Source organism: Caballeronia sp. INML3B, assembly GCF_023631305.1.
In the GTDB taxonomy this organism is placed as follows: Bacteria; Pseudomonadota; Gammaproteobacteria; order Burkholderiales; family Burkholderiaceae; genus Caballeronia; species Caballeronia turbans.
The window spans coordinates 97,765-116,762 of record NZ_JALQDI010000039.1 but is presented as its reverse complement, the minus strand read 5'-3'; the positions used below and the strand labels follow the sequence as shown (position 1 = coordinate 116,762).

The window sequence follows — 18,998 nt, the reverse complement described above, 5'->3', positions numbered from 1 at the left end:
CAAAACCATCAACGATGTTTCTCTCTGGCGCGTCGATCGCACCACCGATGCGGGTCCCATCTCTCGTGTCCTCACGAACTGGTGAAGCACGAAGGGGCCACACTGTCGTATAGAGCGTCCATGCCCGCATGACGGATACGGGAGACGGTGCGAGCGCATAACATTTCGCGCATTCGTGACATTCGGCTGCCTGGCGCTGACTATTCAGCGAACCGACAACATCGTCGATCGGCGATAGAGGTCGCGGCTTCCCGACAACCCGCTACACACATGAAAGCCACCCTTTCGGCTCGCGGTCCCTGCCCTTCCGAAGTCGCTCGAAACTTCGCGCCAAAGCTCTGTTATCGGCGCAAATCACGACGAACTTGAGTAATGAAACTGCTCAGATGTCGCTAAAATCAGAATCTCTGAACAATTTAAGCGTTGCTGTCCCGAGTTTCGGTTCCGTGTCGTCGCTCCAATACCATCCATACATGACCATTCCGGCTTCGTCAGCCATCGCGAACGTCGACCGGATATGGGAATACCAGCCGGAAAAATTCGAATCATCCAATGCATGGGCTGCCGACTGCCACTTTCCAAAATCCGCCTTGAGCTTCTGGCAGACGACCGGACCAAACGTCATCCCGCGAAGCCCGTAGCGGAGCAGCTCCCAGAACGGTCCCCGCCCCTCGGTTTCCGGATATTTCTCCTTGTCTTCGACGAGCTCTGAAAGCCGATTCGACCATTCGACCTCGTCATTTGGTCGTTCTTGCAACGTTCGTCACAAGACTAACCAACTTCTCGCACCAGTCGTAATATTCCTCGAGAGAATCGATGCCGTGCAGAAATCCGCTGCTTCCATCGGGCCTCAGTACCTCACGATAAAGGGCGCCGATTTCGAGCCCTTCAGCCAACTGTGGATAATCGGGCGGTGCCACGACCAACACATCCTCGTTAACCCACAGTGGCTTCCCCGTTTCGGGGTTCACCATGTCCTTTGAATATGGACCCTCAATTTTCTTTATTGCCGGCGAAATGAGAAAATATCCTTCCATGTACATTGTTGCACTCCGAATAGTTTGAGTTATCGACGCTAGCGTCGAAATCGCGCCAGGAATCGCGGAAATCCCGTCCGGCGCAGCGAGATCAATATATTCAGAGCACAACAACTACCAACTACCTCTCTTTTTGGCTAGATGAAGTTAAAAATGGTTATTGATCGCGGACGGACGAGTAGCTTCCACTAATTGCGGAAGCTGCGCTGCGTTTACATGGGCCGGATCAACAGATAAGCGTATTCTAAAGTGCGAATGAATCGCGGGAAAGAGCTTAAAATTCAAACGCTCACGCCGCCGATGAGGGGAGAACAAAACGGACAGTGAATAGGCGCGCATTTAGGAATTAGAGTGATCACTCTAAACATTAGGATCGGCGGCGTTTTCAGTGCCGCTGAAGCGCTAAAGGCTGCCTGAATGAACCGGCCGACATGTTCGCCGCGGTGCGAGCAGGTCCCGTTGCTCACCGCGAGTTTGGTTCGAACTTCGAAAAGGAGTGGTTGACGACGGGCCGCGACACCCCTGGTTCCCCAAATCGAATTCGTAAAGCTGCGGCCTTTGCGCGAAAACGCAACGGCAGGCAAGCGCTTTCCGGCATGTTCATGCTCCCATCTAGAGGCGCCTGAATGTCGTTGAGTGATAGCGCCGCAGTATCATCGCGGGCAGTCGACCCTCCCAACTGCTCGGTACCATGGAAAAAGCATTCAGTCCAGCCGACCGCGAAGCGGTCTACCGCGCCATCCATGAGCGCCGCGACATGCGTCATTTCCTCGGGGCAGCAATAGCGCCCGAGGTGATGCGCAGGCTCATCGACGCCGCCTTGCATGCGCCGAGCGTCGGGTTCATGCAGCCATGGCGAATCGTGCGTATCACCTGTCCGCGGATTCGTGGCAGATTGCACGACTCGGTCGAGCGCGGACGCTTGCTGACCGCCGACGCTCTCGGCGAGCGCCGCGAGTCATTTATGAGGCTGAAGGTCGAGAGGGCCTACGCGAATGCGCCGAGGTGCTCGTCATGGCGCTAATTGAAGGGCGGAGCAATGCGTGTTCGGGCGACGCATGCTTCCCGAGATGGACCTTGCGTCGGTGGCATGCGCGATCCAGAACATGTGGCTAGCCGCACGGGCTGAAGGACTCGGAATGGGATGGGTTTCGCTATTCGATCCGCATGAGGTCGCGACGCTGCTGGGAATGCCCGCTGGCGCGAAGCCCGTTGCAATCCTCTGCTTGGGACACGTCGAACGCTTCTACGGCGCGCCAATGCTCGAAAAAGAGCGCTGGGCCAAGCGCCGATCCGTCGACGAGTGTGTGTTCGAAAACAGGTGGCCAACTGCTGTGCTGGATGAAAACGTACCAGTCTTGACGTCCTCCCGGCCCTAAAGGACCGGAATTCCTTCAGCAAGACGGCCACGTCCGGCCGCGAGACTGGTTGATGAGAGGCCGTCCCGCAATCCCGCGCCGGCGGCGCGCGATGGCATCCCTGTAGCAAGGATGTTTCGGGCGGCGTTGACGTCTCGCTCGTGATTCGAGCCGCAGACTTCGCATCGCCATTCTCTTATTCCAAGACCTGCGATACCTTTCGGCCCCGTGCGACTGCTGCAGCACGAACAGGTCTGGGTAGAAAACGCTTCATTGACTTCCTCGAACCACACGCCGGCGTCAGCGCACTTGTACTGCAGCATGGTTCGGAACGCGCTCCAGCCAGCATCGAGCACGGACTTCGCCATGCCTGTTTGCGTAAGCTTTTGCGCGTCTACGTTGCCGATGAAAATGGCACCGTACTCTTCCACAAGTGCGGTGCTGAGTTTGTGTAGCGCGTCCTTGCGGCGTGCCTTCACCTTGGCGTGAAGTGCCGCAACACGCTGCTTTTTCCTGGCACGCTGCGCCGCGGCGATCGCCGGCTCCAGGTCGCGATGAAAGCGGTGAGCCTGGACCTTAGAGCCGTCACTCGCGGTCAGAAAATCCTTCAGGCCCAAATCAATGCCGGGTGCCTTCGTTCCTCGCGAGGCCGATGGTCGCTTTCGTTGTACGGTGATATTCAAATACCACCGTCCGCGACTGTCTTCGCTGAAGCAGCCGGTGCCCAGCTCATATTGATGCAGACCGAAGCTGTCCCACAACGAGAGCGGTTTGCCGCAGTACCAGAGCTGCCCGCTGCGGTATCGCAAAGCCGAGGCTTTCAACGGAATCCAACCCAGCGAGCGTCTCGTGCCATCAGACTTGCGCCACGCAAGGCGACGCTTTTTGAACTGTCGGCGGCGGGTCACGAGTTCCTTACTGATAGCCTGGACCGTTTGTGAGTGCAACGACAAGCCTTCCTTCGTCGCGCCCGCCGTGTAACGGTCCAGGTCCGCATTGGAGCAAAACCTGCCTTCGCGCATGAGAATTTTTAGCGAAAGCTCATTGACGTAGTTCCACACGAAATTCACCTCGCGTGCTTGAGCGCGAAGCAAAGCTGCATGCCTGTCTTTCAGGCGCAGGCGCAACGTGCGTGTGGTGAATTCCGTATTGGTCATGCACAGTATAGCTGTATGCATGACCCATGTTTTCGAGTCGTACTTTAACGCTGGAGCTTGATGCGCTCTGCATCCCCGGCCTGAAAGGCCGGAGCTTTCCGCGCGCCCTGGTAAAACTCTAGGTCACCTAGTGCCCAAGCGTCCATATACCACTTCTCGAAATCGTTCGCGAGCTTCTTGCAAACGACAGGTCCGAAGGTCATACCTCGCAGACCGTAGCGGAGCAATTCCCAGAACGGGCCACGACCCTCACTTTCTGGATATTTGTCTTCGTCGACCACTAACTCTGAAAGTTGAATCGACCAATCGACCATCCGAGGCGGGCGTTCCGCAAGCCGTTTTCCACCCGTCACAAGACTAACCAACTTTTCGCATCCTTCGAAATAACGGCTGTCAAGATAGAAGTGACCACAAGGCCCACCCTCAGGACTTGGCACCGAATCATAGAGCGCACCTATTTCAAGTCCTTCAGCGAGCTGGGGATAATCGAGAGGCGCGACTACAACCATATGCGTTGAAACATCCCATGGCCTCCCTGGGCACATTATCTCGGCAGGATAATACGGTGGCTCTACTTTCCGCAACACAGGATTGACCTCGAAATACGCGGGAACGCTCATATATTTTTTGCTCCGAATGGTTTGAGATATCGGCACTTGCGCCGAAAGCACGCCAAAAAGCGGCACAGCGGCGGACGCACGAGATCAAAAAATTCAGAGCACAAACAATCCCCTTTCCGTTCCACTTACGGTGGACGCAAAAAAGTCTGCGATTGCACTCGAAATCGGCGAACGTTGCATTGCGTTCGCCTGAGCGCTTTTCTACGTCATCAAGTTTCAAATGTCGCCGTACTCGTCACCGCGAAGTAGCCTAATGGTTTCTACTCCGAGCTTCGGCTCCGTGTCTTCATCCCAGTAACATGGGTGGATAACCATCCCTGCGTCACCGTCCAGGCCGAAGGTGGACCACATAAAATCGTACATCTGAACGAAATCCGAATTGCCCAAGACCGAGGCCTTCGACTTCCATTTGTGAAAATCCGCATCGAGCTTCTTGCAGACGACGGGCCCGAAGGTCATCCCGCGGATAGCATAACGGAGCATCTCCCAGAAGGGTCCGCGCCCGTCGGTATCCGGATATTTCTCCTTATCGTGGACGAGTTCTGAAAGCTTATTCGACCATTCGACCTCGTCTTTTGGTCTTTCTCGCAGCTTTTTGCCGTTCGTGACCAAGCTGACCAACTTCTCACACCAGTCGCGATATTGCTCACGCGAGGAGATGCCGTGCAATACTCCGCTATTGCTCCCGTCGGGTCGCAACACCTCCTTGTAGATGGCGCCGATTTCCAGCCCGTCAACCAACTTAGGATAATCGGGCGGTGCAACCACTACCATCTCCTCGAAATCGCAAGAACCTTCTGAATACGGCCCCTCAATCTTTTCGACTTTCGGGTAAACCATAAAACAACCCTCCATGTACATTGTCTTACTCCGAATTAATTGATTCATCGACAGTCGCGTCGAATCGCGCGAGAAAGCACGGACATGTGCCCGGCGCAGAGATCAAATAAATTCAAAGCACAACAATTACCTCTCACTCGAAATTCTTCTAAAGATCGATTATTCATCGCCGATCACAGGACTCTCTCATCATGCAGACGGCTTTTTCGGTGCCGATCAGCAAGATGGCCCATTCTAGTTTGCGAATGAGTCGCGGAAAAGTGCCTTCAATGCAAGTGGTCGCGCCGCGGCGGGCAGTAAACTGAAAAAGAAAAGTAAATAGCCGCTGTTTTTGACTTAGAGGATCCCCTCTAAACACGACGCTCGTCCACCTTTTCGCTGGACCTGGGCAGCCAAAAGCGGTCGGAACGAGTGTCCTCCACCCCGTCCGGCGTACTGGCGAGCAGATCGCAGCCGTCACAGGACGGGTACGGAGCTAATGGAACGTCCACAAGATGACGGAATTTCGCCCGCCGACCCGGCAAGGCTGCTTTTCCATTCGAGTCCGCAGTCGTGCAACCCGTCGAACTTGTTCCCGTCGCCAACACCTCAACTGGAAGGGAGCCCCTATCGCGTTCGACGGTAATGCTAACTGCCAGCGACAAAACGAATTCATCGTCTGGCCCGACTATGACACAACATATTTGTAGTGTACAATTCGGGCATGTCTCCAGTTACCTTCATCTCAAACGACCGCCAAGCCCGCGAGGTCTCCACGCTAATCGAAGAGATTGGCCAGGCACTGTCTTCTGACCAGACGCTCAAGTCGATTGTGGACGGATTGCCGGCACATGTAATCGATGGAGTACGCCGTTCACTCTCTACCGAACGACAGGAACTATCGGAAATTCTCGAGGCGTATCAGAAAGCAAAATCGGGGGACTACGAGCTTCTCAAACGCAAGGCTAACAGTGACCTCGGAGAGGTTTTGATTGTTGCGCGGATCGCGAAGGGTTGGTCTCAGAAAGACCTCGCGCGCCAGCTCGGTCTGCGAGAGCAGGCTATCCAGCGGTACGAGTCAGAGCGCTATCGCTCCATCAGTCTTTCCGGCTACCTGCGGATCGCACGTGCACTATCAGTAGATGTCGCAGCGGATATCCGGCCACTTGAAGATGACCGTTGGAAACCTTCTTTCGAAGTCTCGCCTGCGGAAGCTCACAAAGTCCTGAAACACGCGCGCGCAAGCGGATGGCTGCAAGGTGATAACGGCTCGGACGAGAATGGGATCAGCCAACTCGTCAAGCACGTCGCCGAGCATGTGGAAATGCATGGTACACCTTCCCTGCTTAGGACAGGTCTTAATGTAGAGCACCATTCTGAAGATTGGTCGTTACTGTCTTGGAAGGCCCAAGTGACACGTCGGGCGAAGACGATAATTGACCAAGAGAAGCTCCGATACCGGCCGGTCGACGTATCGTGGCTGAAGGACCTCGTTCGGCTTAGCAGACTGGACGATGGTCCCTCGCAGGCGTGCGATCTGCTCAAACAGCACGGTATCGTTCTACTTGCGGAACGCAACATTCCCGGGATGAACGTGGATGGAGCCGCATTTTTGGTCGATCACATTCCGGTCATCGGGTTGACGCTGTTACGTGACGCCTTAGATAACTTCTGGTTCACTTTGATGCATGAAGTTGGCCATGTGATTTTGCATTACCGGACGGGTTTGGCAGCCGGCTTCTTTGACGATATCGAAAGCACGGAAATCGATGAGTTTGAAGACGAGGCAAATCGTTTCGCGTCAAACATGCTGATTCCCGAGGAGTTGTGGTCGCGGTCCCCGGCTCGAATCGCCAAGACGGCCGACCCTATCGAGCGTTTTGCTGAACAGCTTGGGATTTCGCCCGCGATAGTTTTTGGGCGTGTTCGCATGGAGCGGAAAAATTACGCGCTCTTTTCGGACAAGATTGGTCGCAACAAGGTACGCAAGCAGTTACTTTCGCAGCCTCAGGAGGCGGTTCATGAAGGGAAGTAAGGTTTTGTATTGCCCGGCGTTGCGCATGAAGGCCGGCGAACTGAACGGCGTCCGGGAACTGGCGCCCGATGTTGCTTCATATGTGCTTCCCCGCTTTATCGTGCCGCCGCCTAGCGAAAGGGACGACGATCAGCCGAAGCTTTTTGCGCTCGACAACACCCCAGACGTCGGCGGATTATTGTCCCGGCATTGGCTCAATCGCCCTGCGATTATCGATTCGACGCACCTGATCGCGGAACGCGGGAGAGACAACCTCGCGTCGTGGCTGCCGCAGATGTTTCGTCGCGCACGGAGCCTAGGCGTGAAGGCCATTCCGATGGCAATGCTCCACGATCTCGGCACGCTTGAAAGGGACGCGTTCAAAGAGTCGATTGACGACAAAGATGCTTTGAAGTTTTGCATCTGCGTCGGTTCCGGCGACATGGTCGGTTTAGAGTTTGGTGCGACGCTCTCGCTCGCTGTGAAGCAGCTTGGCTTGCAAGCGACCGACTGCGCAATCATTGCGGACTTCTCGGATTCCGATTTCTCGTCTCCGGATCTCGTAGCGCCTATTATCGGCGGCGCGCTGGAACAGCTCCAAGATCTGGGGCAATGGCGGCACGTTATCTTTCAGGGAACACACTACCCCGAGAAGAATCCGGCTGAGGATGGAGCGAGCTTCCTTTGGCCTCGCAACGAGTGGGCTGCATGGCGGCAGGCCGTCAGCTTCGACCCGGCAACGGCGGAGCACATGATTTTCGGCGACTACGCGGCCGACTGCGCGAAGATGGTGTTTGGCGGCAGCGGCGGCAAGCCGATTCCACACTATCGGTACACGACGCAAACCGACTGGTTCGTAGCGCGCGGAGCAAAGGCCGGCTCGCACCAAGCGATCATGAAAGAAGTCTGCGCTCGAATTGTTGAAAGCGGGCATTTCGCGAGCGCGCGGTTCTCGCCGGCCGATGCCTACATCGCGCGCACGGCTCAAGGGTTGGATGGGCCGGGCAGCTCCACTACGTGGCGGCAAGTCAATACGACACACCATCTGACGCGCGTTGTCGTCGACGTTGCGAATGTACGAGGACTTGCAATCGCGGAGCTCCCGACACAGGATGCCGGATCGCAGTTGAGCCTGCTCGACGAGTAATCCTATAGGGGGCTGCGCGGGTTGAGTGCAGGCGCAACCACCTGCGGAGCGTCGGCTTGAAACGGCAGTCGCCAGAGCGCACTTCATCCGTACTCCAGCTGTGTCGTTTTCGCGACAGCCCTGGGTGGCGACGTTCCCCTGGCGCGCCGTACCTCAGTTGGCGGCTCCTGCAACCGAGTTCGCCGTTCAAGCATAACTTGGCCTATCGGACATTAAAGCATAACGTGTCCAGGTGGCCATTTTATGCTTAACGGCACATAACCGTTTGATATAACGAAGAAATGAATGGTGGGCCGGGTGGGACTCGAACCCACTATCGGTCGATTATGAGTCGACAGCTTATACCAGTTAAGCTTCCGGCCCTTTAACGCGGAGGGCAAAAAGAAAGCGCCGATGTCGGCGCTTTCTGTTACTTCCGAACATTGCGCGAGGCGACTGCGAAGGGTTGCGAGTTTGCCTCACAACGCCTCTCAAAACAAGTCCCGTCAGTTGCCTTCCAAAAACGACTTCAGCTTGTCCGACCGGCTCGGATGCCGCAGCTTGCGCAGCGCCTTCGCCTCGATCTGGCGTATCCGCTCGCGCGTCACGTCGAATTGCTTGCCGACCTCTTCGAGCGTGTGATCCGTGCTCATCTCGATGCCAAACCGCATCCGCAGCACCTTCGCCTCGCGCGGCGTCAACGAATCGAGCACGTCCTTCACGACATCGCGCATCGACGCATGCAGCGCGGCATCGGAGGGCGCCACCGTGTTCGTATCCTCGATGAAGTCTCCGAGATGCGAATCGTCGTCATCGCCGATAGGCGTCTCCATGGAGATCGGCTCCTTCGCGATCTTCATGATCTTGCGGATCTTGTCCTCCGGCATCTCCATCTTCTCGGCAAGCGTCGCCGGATCCGGTTCGAGGCCGGTTTCCTGCAGAATCTGTCGCGAGATCCGGTTCATCTTGTTGATCGTCTCGATCATGTGAACCGGAATGCGGATCGTGCGCGCCTGGTCCGCGATCGAGCGCGTGATGGCCTGGCGGATCCACCACGTCGCGTAGGTCGAGAACTTGTAGCCACGACGATATTCGAACTTGTCCACCGCCTTCATCAGACCGATGTTGCCTTCCTGGATCAGATCGAGGAACTGCAGCCCGCGGTTCGTGTACTTCTTCGCAATGGAAATTACGAGACGCAAGTTCGCCTCGGTCATTTCGCGCTTCGCCTGACGGGCCTTCAATTCGCCCGCCGCCATCTGACGGTTGGTTTCCTTCAGGTCCTTCAGCGGCAACACGACCCGCGCCTGAAGATCCAGCAGACGCTGCTGCTGCTCGCGGATAGCCGGAATATTGCGCTCCAGCACCGCGCTGTACTCATGCCCTTCCGCGACGACCTTGTCGGACCATTCGAGATCCGTCTCGTTGCCGGGGAAGCGCGTGATGAACTCCGCGCGCGGCATGCCGCACTTGTCGACGACTGTGTGCAGTATCTGTCGCTCGACCTGGCGCACCTCATCGACCTGCGCGCGCAACGTATCGCACAGACGCTCGACGGTGCGCGCCGTGAAGCGGATGTTCATGAGCTCCGTCTGGATGGCTTCCTGCGCCTTCAGATAGGCCTTCGACTTGTAGCCTTCCTTCTCGTAGGCGCGGCGCATCTTGTCGAACCATTCGCTGATGAGCCCGAACTTCTCGAGCGACTGGGTCTTGAGGGCTTCGAGTTGCGCGGCGTTCGCGCTCGCCTGCGCGCTGCCGTCGTCCTCTTCTTCCTCTTCCTCGTCGCCCTCTTCCTCGGATTCCTCGTCTTCGGACTCGATCGCCTCGGCTTCCTGTTCGGAGAAACCATCGGTGTCCTGGGCGTTCGGGTCGATCAGGCCGTCCACGAGTTCATCGACGCGCACTTCTTCGTTCTGCACACGCTCGGCCATCGCGAGGATATCGGCGATGGTCGTCGGGCACGCTGAGATCGCCATGACCATGTGCTTCAGGCCATCCTCGATACGCTTCGCGATCTCGATTTCGCCTTCGCGCGTCAGCAACTCGACCGTGCCCATCTCGCGCATGTACATGCGCACCGGATCAGTGGTGCGGCCGAATTCGGAATCGACAGTGGATAGCGCGACTTCCGCTTCTTCCTCGACCTCATCGTCGGACGAGGCATTCGGCGCGTTGTCGTTCAGAAGCAGGGTCTCGGCATCCGGCGCTTGTTCGTACACCGCCACGCCCATGTCATTGAACGTGCTGATGATGCCTTCGATCGCCTCGGTTTCCGTGAAGTTGTCCGGGAGGTGATCGTTGATTTCACCGTAAGTGAGGAAACCGCGCTCCTTGCCGAGCTTGATGAGCGCGCGCAGTTTCGAGCGCCGCTCTTCGAGTTCCTCCACGGTACCGGGCGCGCTCGACGAGAACGCGTCCTTCAGGAGCGCTTTTTCCTTCGCGCGGCGATCGCGAGCCTTGGCCTTTTCGACCTTCGCCGCAGGCGCGGCGCCGGACTCTGCGTTTTGCACTGCGTCGTCTTCGACGGATACATCGTTCAGCTTTTTCGTCATGGAGTTCGCCATACCGGCTCTAGTCTCGACTCGCGGCTGCTGGACAACAGCCGATGGAACCGTGAATACCCAATACGCGCACGCTGCTTCGTCCTGCGTGCCCTGCCCGGGGCGCCATCGAGGTTCGAACGAGTGTGAATCGTCTCCTCGCCCTACCCTCAATAGCAGCCGCTTCCCTTATGCCCGTCTGTTCGTCGGCGTGCTTAACGGCCTCTTTTGTAAGATTTATGCGGCGTGCACCACGTACCACCACGCCGCATTCCCGAGATCCGATACCGCCAACAGCTTCCTGCTTCTTTCCTCTTCCCGTACCGGACGACCACGCCGGCACTACCGCTAAAACTATCCAAATGCTTTCGTCGATTGCTCGCGTTTCGCCGCCCCAGCCGCCTCGTCAGAGCAACCAAAACGTTCGAACCGTTGACAAAAAACAATTCATTTCGAACTTTTTATTATAGCATTTCACTTTCCGCCATCCGGGCTCGCACCCCGCCCAGCCTTGATCTGTGCGACCCTCGCCGACAGATCCGAGAACTCCGCGACCTCTTCCGCCGACAAGCTGGACTGCCGCGCCAGTTGATCGAGCCGCGCCCGATAACTGTCGTGCCGCAACTTCAAGACCGTCGCCTGCAGCTCTTCGGCGAGCAGGCGCTTCTGTTCCTCGACTCGCTGCGCCGCGTCCTCGTCGGCCGGGTCGCGCATCAGCAAATCGCGAACGTTTTCATCATAGGCGAGAATTTCCTGGAAGATATCGTCGTACGTTGGCGCGTTTGCTGCATTTCTCAAGATCTCCGATAGCAACTGGAACTCCGCCGCATCGCCGAGTTCGCGCGCGTGCGACACCACCTCGCTGAACAACTCGCCGTGCTCGGTCATCGTCACGAGGGTGCGCTCGCTGTCCTGATCGAGCGATGCCGCGATGCCCGGGTACATCACCAGATTGCGCAGCGCGCGCTGTTCCTGCCCCGTCACACGCCGGCGCTCGCTCTTCGGCACGTTCGCGCGGGCGACGGCCGCCGCGCGTGAATCGATGTCGCACAGCGCCGCGATCTCGGTAAACGGCGTGTCGAGCCGGTCTGCGAGCATATGCAGGATCTGCACCCGCAACGCATTCGCCGGCAACGCCTGAAGCAGCGGCTTGGCGTCGAAGAGCGCCTTCGCGCGGCCCTCGGGCTGCTCCAGTTCCTTGTCGTTCAGCACCTCATTCAGGAGAAACTGCGACAGCGGCATCGCCCGGTCGACCTGCTCGCCAAATCCGTCCGTGCCGAACTCGCGCACGTAGCTGTCCGGGTCGTGCTCCTTCGGCAGAAAAAGGAACTTGATCGTCCGGTTGTCCGCCGCATGCGGCAGCGCCGCTTCAAGCGCCCGGCGCGCGGCGCGGCGGCCCGCCGAATCGCCATCGAAGCTGAATACCACGGTGTCGGTCTGACGAAAAAGCTTCTGCACGTGGATCGGCGTGCAGGCCGTGCCGAGCGTCGCCACGGCGTTCGCAAAGCCGAGTTGCGCGAGGGCGACTACATCCATATACCCTTCGACGACGAGCACGTAGCCCAGTTCACGAATCGCCAGACGCGCTTCGAACAGTCCGTAAAGCTCGCTTCCCTTGCTGAACAGCGGCGTCTCCGGCGAGTTCAGATACTTCGGCTCGCCGCTATCGAGTACGCGCCCGCCGAAGCCGATCACGTTGCCCTTCACATTGCGGATCGGGAACATCACGCGCTCGCGGAAGCGATCGTAGCGCCGCGCCTGTCCCTGCGAATCCGTTTTCTCGCTGACGATCACGAGCCCCGATTCGACGAGGTTGTCATCCCGATAATCGGGAAATGCCGACTCGAGGTTCTGCCAGCCATCCGGTGCGTATCCGAGTCCGAAGCGCGCGGCGACTTCGCCGGTGAGGCCGCGATTCTTCAGATACGCGATGGCGTTGGGCGCGCCGCGCAGTTGCTTCCGATAAAAATCGCACGCGGTCTGCATGACTTCCGTCAGTGCGACGCTGACCGCCTTGCTCGGCGCGCTTTCGCCACCGCTGCCGCCCCGGAAGGCGTTCGATGGCTCCTGCGGAACCGTGAGGCCCGCGCCTTGCGCAAGCTCCTTCACGGCCTCGGGAAACGTAAGGCCGGTGTGTTCCATCAGAAAGCCGATCGCGGTGCCGTGCGCGCCGCAGCCGAAGCAGTGATAGAACTGCTTGGTCGGACTCACCGTGAACGACGGGCTCTTTTCATTGTGAAAAGGGCACAGACCCATGAAGTTCGCCCCGCCCTTTTTCAACTGGACGTAGCGGCCCACCACGTCGACGATATCGACGCGGTTGAGCAAATCCTGCAGGAAAGCGTGCGGAATCACCGAATCAGGAGCGGCGGAAATTACTTGGCGAGTGCGGCTTTCACCTGCGCGGAGACCGCGGTCATGTCGGCTTTGCCCGCGAGCTTCGGCTTCAGCACGCCCATGACCTTGCCCATGTCCTGCGGGCCGGCGGCGCCCGTCGCGGCGACGGCGGCCTGCACTTCGGCGGCGATCGCATCGGCGGAAAGCTGTTCGGGCATGTATGCCGCCAACACCGCCAGCTCCGCTTTTTCCTTGTCGGCGAGATCCGTGCGGCCTGCGGCTTCGAACTGGCTGATCGAATCCTTGCGCTGCTTGATCATCTTGTCGATGACGGCGGTGATGCCCGCGTCGTCGAGCGTGACGCGATCGTCGACTTCACGCTGCTTGATTGCCGCGAGCAGCAGTCGAATCGTGCCGAGGCGCTCGGTTTCCTTTGCGCGCATCGCAGTCTTCATGTCGTCGCTGATCTGGTCTTTGAGGCTCATCGTTCACCCGGTGCAATTGCGAAATATGGATTCAGGCCGGCGCGCGGTTACCCCGCGAAAGCAAAAACCCGCTTGGGAACGCCTCCTCAAGCGGGACTTTTAGCGGGCCGTTTTGAGACGCGGCAAAGGGATGCAGCGCCCCGTGCCACGCTAACCGTTCTAGCGCCTGCCAGAGCGGAGAGAATCCTCCGATGACCGTCCGAGTATAGCAAACGGGTCCGCGTTTCGAGACTCGCCAAAACCCCCGGCCGGGCGCGCTCAGGCGGCCGTCGCCGCGTGTCGTGCGAACTCGCCGGCGGCCTTGCCCGCCGCGACGCCCGACGCCCACGCCCACTGAAAGTTATAACCGCCGAGCCAGCCAGTGACATCGACGGCCTCGCCGATGAAATAGAGCCCGGCGACGCGTTCGCTCATCATCGTCGTGGACGAAAGCTCGCGGGTGTCGACGCCGCCGCGCGTGACCTCCGCCTTCCGGTAGCCTTCGGTGCCACTCGGCGTGAGGGTCCAGCTGGACAGCGACGCGCCGATCGCCTTCAGCGTGCGGTCGGGCAAATCGGCGAGGCGCGCATCGACGCAAACGTGCTGCGCTTCGAGCCACGCGTGCGCGAGACGCGCCGGCACGTGCTCGGCCAGAAAGTTGCCGATCTGCTTCTTCGAGCCCGCTTTGGCTTCGAGCAGCATGTCAGTGGCATCGGCATCGGGAAGCAGGTCGACGTGAATCGGCTCCGACGTATTCCAGTAGCTCGAAATCTGCAGCACGCCCGGCCCCGACACGCCGCGATGCGTCAGCAGCAGGTCTTCGTCGAACTCGCCGCGCGTCTTGCCGCGGCCCGTGCTGATGCGCACAGGCAACGAAAGCCCCGAGAGCGCGGCGAACGGCGCCCAGTCCGCCGACGTGAACGTGAGCGGCACCAGCGCCGGACGCGTATCGACGAGCTTGTGGCCGAACTGTTTCGCGACGCGATAGCCGAACTCCGTCGCGCCGATCTTGGGAATCGACAGGCCGCCCGTCGCGATCACGAGCGCCGTCGCGCCGATCGCGCCCGCGGTCGTATCGAGCGTGAAGCGCGCGCCGCCGTGCCGGATCTCATGCACGACGACCGGACGCCGCCACGCGACGCCGCCCGCGTCGCACTCGCTTTTCAGCACGTCGATGATGGTTTCGCTGGAGTCGTCGCAAAAGAGCTGGCCCTTGTGCTTTTCATGCCACTTGACGCGGTATTGCTTGAGGAGCGCGAGAAAATCGCGCGGCGTATAGCGTGCGAGCGCGGAGCGGCAGAAATGCGGATTCGCCGACAGAAAATTGGCCGGCTGCGCATTGATGTTGGTGAAGTTGCAACGTCCGCCGCCGGAGATGCGGATTTTCTCGGCCAGGCGCTCGGCGTGGTCGATGAGCACGACGCGGCGCCCGGATTGAGCGGCCACGGCCGCGCACATCATGCCGGCCGCGCCCGCGCCGATGACGGCAATATCGAAGGATTCCATGGCGCGCATTCTACCTTCGGCACGCTCGTTGACGGGCGCTGCTATACTTTTCTGTTCCCTCTAACGCATTGAATCCATGCTCGTTCTCGGCATCGAAAGCTCCTGCGACGAAACCGGCCTCGCCCTCTACGACACCGAGCGCGGGCTGCTTTCACACGCCCTTCACTCGCAAATCGCGATGCATCGCGATTACGGCGGGGTCGTGCCGGAACTGGCTTCGCGCGATCACATCCGTCGCGCGCTGCCGTTGCTGGAGGAAGTGCTCGAGCGATCCGGCGCGAATCGCGGCGACATCGACGCCATCGCGTTCACGCAGGGGCCGGGCCTCGCGGGCGCACTGCTCGTCGGCGCGAGCATCGCGAATTCACTGGCGATGGCGTGGGACAAGCCGACCGTCGGCATTCATCACCTGGAAGGGCATCTGCTGTCGCCGCTGCTCGTCGATGCGCCGCCGCCGTTTCCGTTCGTCGCCCTGCTCGTGTCGGGCGGACATACGCAGCTCATGCGCGTGACCGATGTCGGCGTCTACGAGACGCTCGGCGAAACCCTCGACGACGCCGCCGGCGAAGCCTTCGACAAGACCGCGAAGCTGCTCGGCCTCGGCTATCCGGGCGGGCCGGAAGTGTCGCGGCTCGCGGAATTCGGCACGCCCGGCGCGGTTACGCTGCCGCGTCCGATGCTGCATTCCGGCGATCTCGATTTCAGCTTCAGCGGCCTGAAAACCGCCGTGCTCACGCATAGTCGCAAGCTCGGCAACAACGTCTGCGAGCAGGCGAAAGCCGATCTCGCGCGCGGTTTTGTCGATGCGGCCGTGGATGTGCTCGTCGCCAAGTCGCTCGCCGCGCTGAAGAAAACGGGCCTGAAGCGTCTCGTCGTGGCGGGCGGCGTCGGCGCGAACAGGCAGTTGCGCGAGGCGTTGTCGGCGGCCGCGAAAAAACGCCGCTTCGACGTGCACTACCCCGATCTCTCGCTGTGCACCGACAACGGCGCGATGATCGCGCTCGCCGGCGCGTTGCGCCTGTCGCGCTGGCCCGAGCAGGCCGTGCGCGACTACGCGTTCACCGTGAAGCCGCGCTGGGATCTCACGTCGCTTTCGCGCGCCTGAGCGTTCATCGCGGCGGATTGAAAGGCTGCACGATCGACTGGAACACGGGCAGCGTCTCGCAGCGATCACTATGACCGATGAGCGTCGGCCAGCGCGTCGAGCTGACGATCTCCGGATGCGCCTCCCGCGCGAAGCGCAGCGCGCAGGCCACGGCGATGTCCGCGTGACCGATCGACTCGCCGAACCAGTATTGCGTCGCGCGCGCGGCGCGGTCCGCTTCCAGCGCGTTCAGCACGCGTTCGACTTGCCCCGTGCAGCGATCGAGCCAGGCCTGCGATTTCTCCTTGTGCAGCACGCGCTCGTAGACGAGCGCGACGGCTTTATCGGCGAGGCCCGTCCCTAGCGCGCAGACCTTCAGCGCTTCACGGCGCTGCGGGCCGCTCGATGCAATCAGCGCGCGCTCGCCCGCCTGCTCGTCGAGATAGTCGAGGATCAGCGCGCTCTCGAGGAGCACATCGCCGGAATCGAGCACGAGCGTCGGCACGCGGATCAGCGGATTGAAGGGCGCGACCTTGTCGGCATCGCCGAATACGGACCATGGGCGGTGCTCGTAAGCCATGCCGTATAGATTCAGCGCGATGGCGACGCGCCGGACGAACGGGGAATCGTATTGGCCGATGAGGATCAAGATGCGCTCCGTGGTCGATTTCTCGGACGGCCAGTTTAAGGTCGCGCGGGCCTCGGAAACAACAGCAACGCCAGCGACGCGCAGACGCCCGCCGCCAGCCATACGATCGGCCACGAACTCGCCGCGAGCACATGCGGAATGACGAGCGGCGTGACGAAGAACCCGGCGTACACGGCCGTATTCGCCATGCCGAGCGCGGTGCCGGCGCGTTCGGTGCCGGCGAGCGTCGCCAGTTCGGTGTACGCGACGCCGTGCCAGGCCGACACGCAAATCCCCGCGATGATGAGCATCGCCGAGAGCAACACGGGTGCGTGCGCCGCGCCGCCCGCGATCGCCGCCGCCAGCACGACGAAGGACGCCGACGCTACGATCACCGATCCCCGCAAGTACGCACGCCGGTTGCCGTGACGATCCGTGTGACGGCCGCTCCAGACGCGCATGACCATCGCGCCGAGCTGGATCGCGCCCATCGTCGCGCTGATCGCGGTCACGCCGAAATGGCCGGCATCGTGCAGGAACACGGTCGCGAAAGTCAGCACCGCGAATTGCGGCACGCACAGAATGCCGATGCCGAGCACGACGCGCCAGACCAGCGTGTTCTTCAGCGGCGGGGCGCCTTTGGCCGTCACGGCACGATGCGCCGCGTTCGGCGATTCGTGCAGCCAGCGCCAGGCGAACGCGCCGGAGACCGCACACATCGCCGCGAGCGCGCCGTAGACCGCCGCAAAGCCATGCGACGACGCGAGCCACGGCAACAATCCCGCGCCGATGCCGCCGCCGAGCGGCACGGCGGTTTGCCGGATGCTCATCGCGAGGCCGCGCTCGCCGTCCGCGAACCACGCCATCACCGCGCGGCCGCTCGATCCGTTGACGCTGCCGCCCAGGAGACCGAGCACGCACATCGAGAAAACGAGCCAGCCGAGCGTGGCCGACGACGGCGCCGCGAAAACACTCATCGCGACGAGCATGGCAGCCGTGGAGAGCAAACCCGTCAGCAAGACCGGACGGTCGCCCCAGCGATCGGTCAGCACGCCCCACGGCAGTTCGGACGCCGCGACGCCCAAACCCAGCGCGCCGAGCACGAGTCCCAGTTCGCTGTTGCTGAGGTGATAGCCGCTGCGCATCCATACGGCCGTGGTCGGAATGCCCGCCGCGGCAGCCGAGAAGCTCGCGTTTGCCGCCACGCCGACGCCCAGCACTTTCCAGCGATGTGCGTCACCGAATGCGTAAGCGCCTTCAACAAGAGAAGTGGCCATCATGCAGTCCATATCGAATTTGACTGCGGCCAGTTTGAAGGCTTAGGATCGTCCTGAAAATCACAAAGTTTTTCATCGACCATTCAGAAAATCAGGACGATTGCCATGAGCCAGACGACATTCGATCTCGCGGTGCTGCGCAGCTTTGTCGCGGGAATGGATCTGGGCAGCTTCGCGAAGGCGGCGGACCGTGTCGGGCGCTCGACGTCGGCGGTAAGCGCGCAGCTACGCAAACTGGAGGAACAGGCGGGCGCGCCGCTCTTTCGCAAGTCGGGGCGCGGACTCGCGCTCACCGACGCGGGCGAAGTGATGCTTGGCTATGCGCGGCGCCTCGTCGAACTGAACGACGAAGCCGCCGTCGCGATTCGCGGCGTCGATCTGGAAGGCTGGATCCGGCTCGGGCTGCAGGAGGATTTCGGCGAAGTCGTGCTTCCGGACGTGCTCGGCCGGTTCGCGCGGGCGCATCCGAAGGTGCGGATCGAAGCGCGTGTGGCGCGTAACACCGAGTTGCTGGAGCGCATCGATACCGGACAGCTCGATCTTGCGCTCGTGTGGGGCGCGGCAGGCGTGACCGACGACCGCAACGCCGCGATGATCGCCGAGCCGATCGCCGCGCCGCCGATGCGCTGGATCGCGTCGTCGACGGTTCCGTGGCAGTTCAGCGCCGACGAGGCTCTACCGCTCATCGCGTTCGATCGTCCGTGTCTCTTTCACAGCGCGGCGGCCGCGGCGCTGGATCGCGCGGGCATCAAATGGCGCGTGGCGTTCACGAGCCCGAGCTTGTCGGGATTGTGGGCAGCGGCGGCCGCAGGTCTGGGCGTCACCGTGCGAACGAGCTATGGATTGCCATCGACGGTTCGGGCGCTCGATGCCGGCGAAGGTGAATTGCCGGCGCTGCCTTCGATCCCGCTCGCGCTGCATCGCGCATCGGGGAGCGCGTCGCCGCCGGTCGAGCGGCTGGCGGCGCTGGTGATGGCTTCAGTGCGGGCAGCGCACGTTCCTGAGGAAACGGCGCTCGCCTGAAGGCGGGC

15 protein-coding genes, 1 tRNA gene and 1 pseudogene are annotated in these 18,998 nt (G+C 60.5%); 5 read left to right on the top strand and 12 right to left on the bottom strand.

Features of this window, described 5'->3' with window-relative positions; genetic code table 11:
• Nucleotides 1–382: 382 nt before the first annotated feature.
• Both NCS58_RS14890 and NCS58_RS14885 read right to left on the bottom strand, forming a co-directional pair.
• Nucleotides 383–757 (bottom strand): hypothetical protein, encoded by a 375-nt coding sequence (locus NCS58_RS14890; protein WP_250477288.1) that lies wholly within the window; start codon nucleotides 755–757, stop codon nucleotides 383–385.
• Entirely contained in the window at nucleotides 738–1,043 is a 306-nt protein-coding gene (locus tag NCS58_RS14885; protein ID WP_250477287.1) for a hypothetical protein, read from the bottom strand. Before NCS58_RS14885 ends, NCS58_RS14890 begins: the two co-directional genes overlap by 20 nt.
• A gap of 685 nt (nucleotides 1,044–1,728) precedes the next feature.
• Between NCS58_RS14885 and bluB the strand changes: the two are divergent.
• Nucleotides 1,729–2,416, top strand: a pseudogene (gene bluB / locus NCS58_RS14880) (5,6-dimethylbenzimidazole synthase).
• Here bluB and NCS58_RS14875 read toward each other — a convergent pair.
• From NCS58_RS14875 to NCS58_RS14865, 3 genes are all read right to left on the bottom strand, one after another.
• Nucleotides 2,413–3,552 carry a transposase gene (locus NCS58_RS14875; RefSeq protein WP_250538613.1) on the bottom strand — a complete coding sequence of 380 codons (1,140 nt, stop codon included), beginning with the start codon at nucleotides 3,550–3,552 and terminating at the stop codon, nucleotides 2,413–2,415. The pseudogene bluB and the gene NCS58_RS14875 sit on opposite strands and share 4 nt — an antisense overlap.
• A 44-nt stretch (nucleotides 3,553–3,596) precedes the next feature.
• Nucleotides 3,597–4,172: a hypothetical protein gene (locus tag NCS58_RS14870; protein ID WP_250477285.1), complete on the bottom strand. Its 576-nt coding sequence runs from the start codon at nucleotides 4,170–4,172 to the stop codon at nucleotides 3,597–3,599.
• A 216-nt stretch (nucleotides 4,173–4,388) separates the two neighbouring features.
• Nucleotides 4,389–5,012, bottom strand: a complete 624-nt coding sequence (locus NCS58_RS14865; RefSeq protein ID WP_250538612.1) for a hypothetical protein — start codon at nucleotides 5,010–5,012, stop codon at nucleotides 4,389–4,391.
• 703 nt (nucleotides 5,013–5,715) lie between these two features.
• On the opposite strand from NCS58_RS14865, the gene NCS58_RS14860 reads away from it, so the two are divergent.
• Together NCS58_RS14860 and NCS58_RS14855 are read left to right on the top strand one after the other, a co-directional pair.
• Entirely contained in the window at nucleotides 5,716–7,026 is a 1,311-nt protein-coding gene (locus NCS58_RS14860; protein ID WP_250477283.1) for an XRE family transcriptional regulator, read from the top strand.
• Nucleotides 7,013–8,152, top strand: a complete 1,140-nt coding sequence (locus NCS58_RS14855) for a beta family protein (RefSeq protein WP_250477282.1) — start codon at nucleotides 7,013–7,015, stop codon at nucleotides 8,150–8,152. The genes NCS58_RS14860 and NCS58_RS14855 overlap by 14 nt, the downstream gene beginning before the upstream one ends.
• Nucleotides 8,153–8,438: 286 nt before the next feature.
• Here NCS58_RS14855 and NCS58_RS14850 read toward each other — a convergent pair.
• The 5 genes from NCS58_RS14850 to NCS58_RS14830 form a co-directional block, all read right to left on the bottom strand.
• Nucleotides 8,439–8,515 (bottom strand) — tRNA-Ile (locus NCS58_RS14850).
• 122 nt (nucleotides 8,516–8,637) lie between these two features.
• Nucleotides 8,638–10,695 (bottom strand): RNA polymerase sigma factor RpoD, encoded by a 2,058-nt coding sequence (gene rpoD, locus NCS58_RS14845; RefSeq protein ID WP_086961053.1) that lies wholly within the window; start codon nucleotides 10,693–10,695, stop codon nucleotides 8,638–8,640.
• Nucleotides 10,696–11,145: 450 nt separating this feature from the next.
• Nucleotides 11,146–13,026 carry a DNA primase gene (gene dnaG / locus NCS58_RS14840; RefSeq protein ID WP_061118298.1) on the bottom strand — a complete coding sequence of 627 codons (1,881 nt, stop codon included), beginning with the start codon at nucleotides 13,024–13,026 and terminating at the stop codon, nucleotides 11,146–11,148.
• Nucleotides 13,027–13,046: 20 nt separating this feature from the next.
• Nucleotides 13,047–13,493, bottom strand: a complete 447-nt coding sequence (locus NCS58_RS14835; protein WP_061118299.1) for a GatB/YqeY domain-containing protein — start codon at nucleotides 13,491–13,493, stop codon at nucleotides 13,047–13,049.
• Nucleotides 13,494–13,751: 258 nt separating this feature from the next.
• Nucleotides 13,752–14,978, bottom strand: a complete 1,227-nt coding sequence (locus tag NCS58_RS14830; protein ID WP_061118379.1) for an NAD(P)/FAD-dependent oxidoreductase — start codon at nucleotides 14,976–14,978, stop codon at nucleotides 13,752–13,754.
• 76 nt (nucleotides 14,979–15,054) lie between these two features.
• On the opposite strand from NCS58_RS14830, the gene tsaD reads away from it, so the two are divergent.
• Entirely contained in the window at nucleotides 15,055–16,083 is a 1,029-nt protein-coding gene (gene tsaD, locus NCS58_RS14825; RefSeq protein ID WP_061118300.1) for a tRNA (adenosine(37)-N6)-threonylcarbamoyltransferase complex transferase subunit TsaD, read from the top strand.
• Between the two features lie 4 nt (nucleotides 16,084–16,087).
• Here the strand turns inward: tsaD and NCS58_RS14820 are convergent, their stop codons facing one another.
• Entirely contained in the window at nucleotides 16,088–16,711 is a 624-nt protein-coding gene (locus tag NCS58_RS14820; protein WP_061118301.1) for a glutathione S-transferase family protein, read from the bottom strand.
• Nucleotides 16,712–16,746: 35 nt separating this feature from the next.
• Nucleotides 16,747–17,970, bottom strand: coding sequence for an MFS transporter (locus NCS58_RS14815; protein WP_086961064.1), 1,224 nt, complete (start codon nucleotides 17,968–17,970; stop codon nucleotides 16,747–16,749).
• Nucleotides 17,971–18,072: 102 nt separating this feature from the next.
• On the opposite strand from NCS58_RS14815, the gene NCS58_RS14810 reads away from it, so the two are divergent.
• Entirely contained in the window at nucleotides 18,073–18,990 is a 918-nt protein-coding gene (locus NCS58_RS14810; protein ID WP_061118303.1) for a LysR substrate-binding domain-containing protein, read from the top strand.
• The last annotated feature ends 8 nt before the right edge of the window (nucleotides 18,991–18,998 follow it).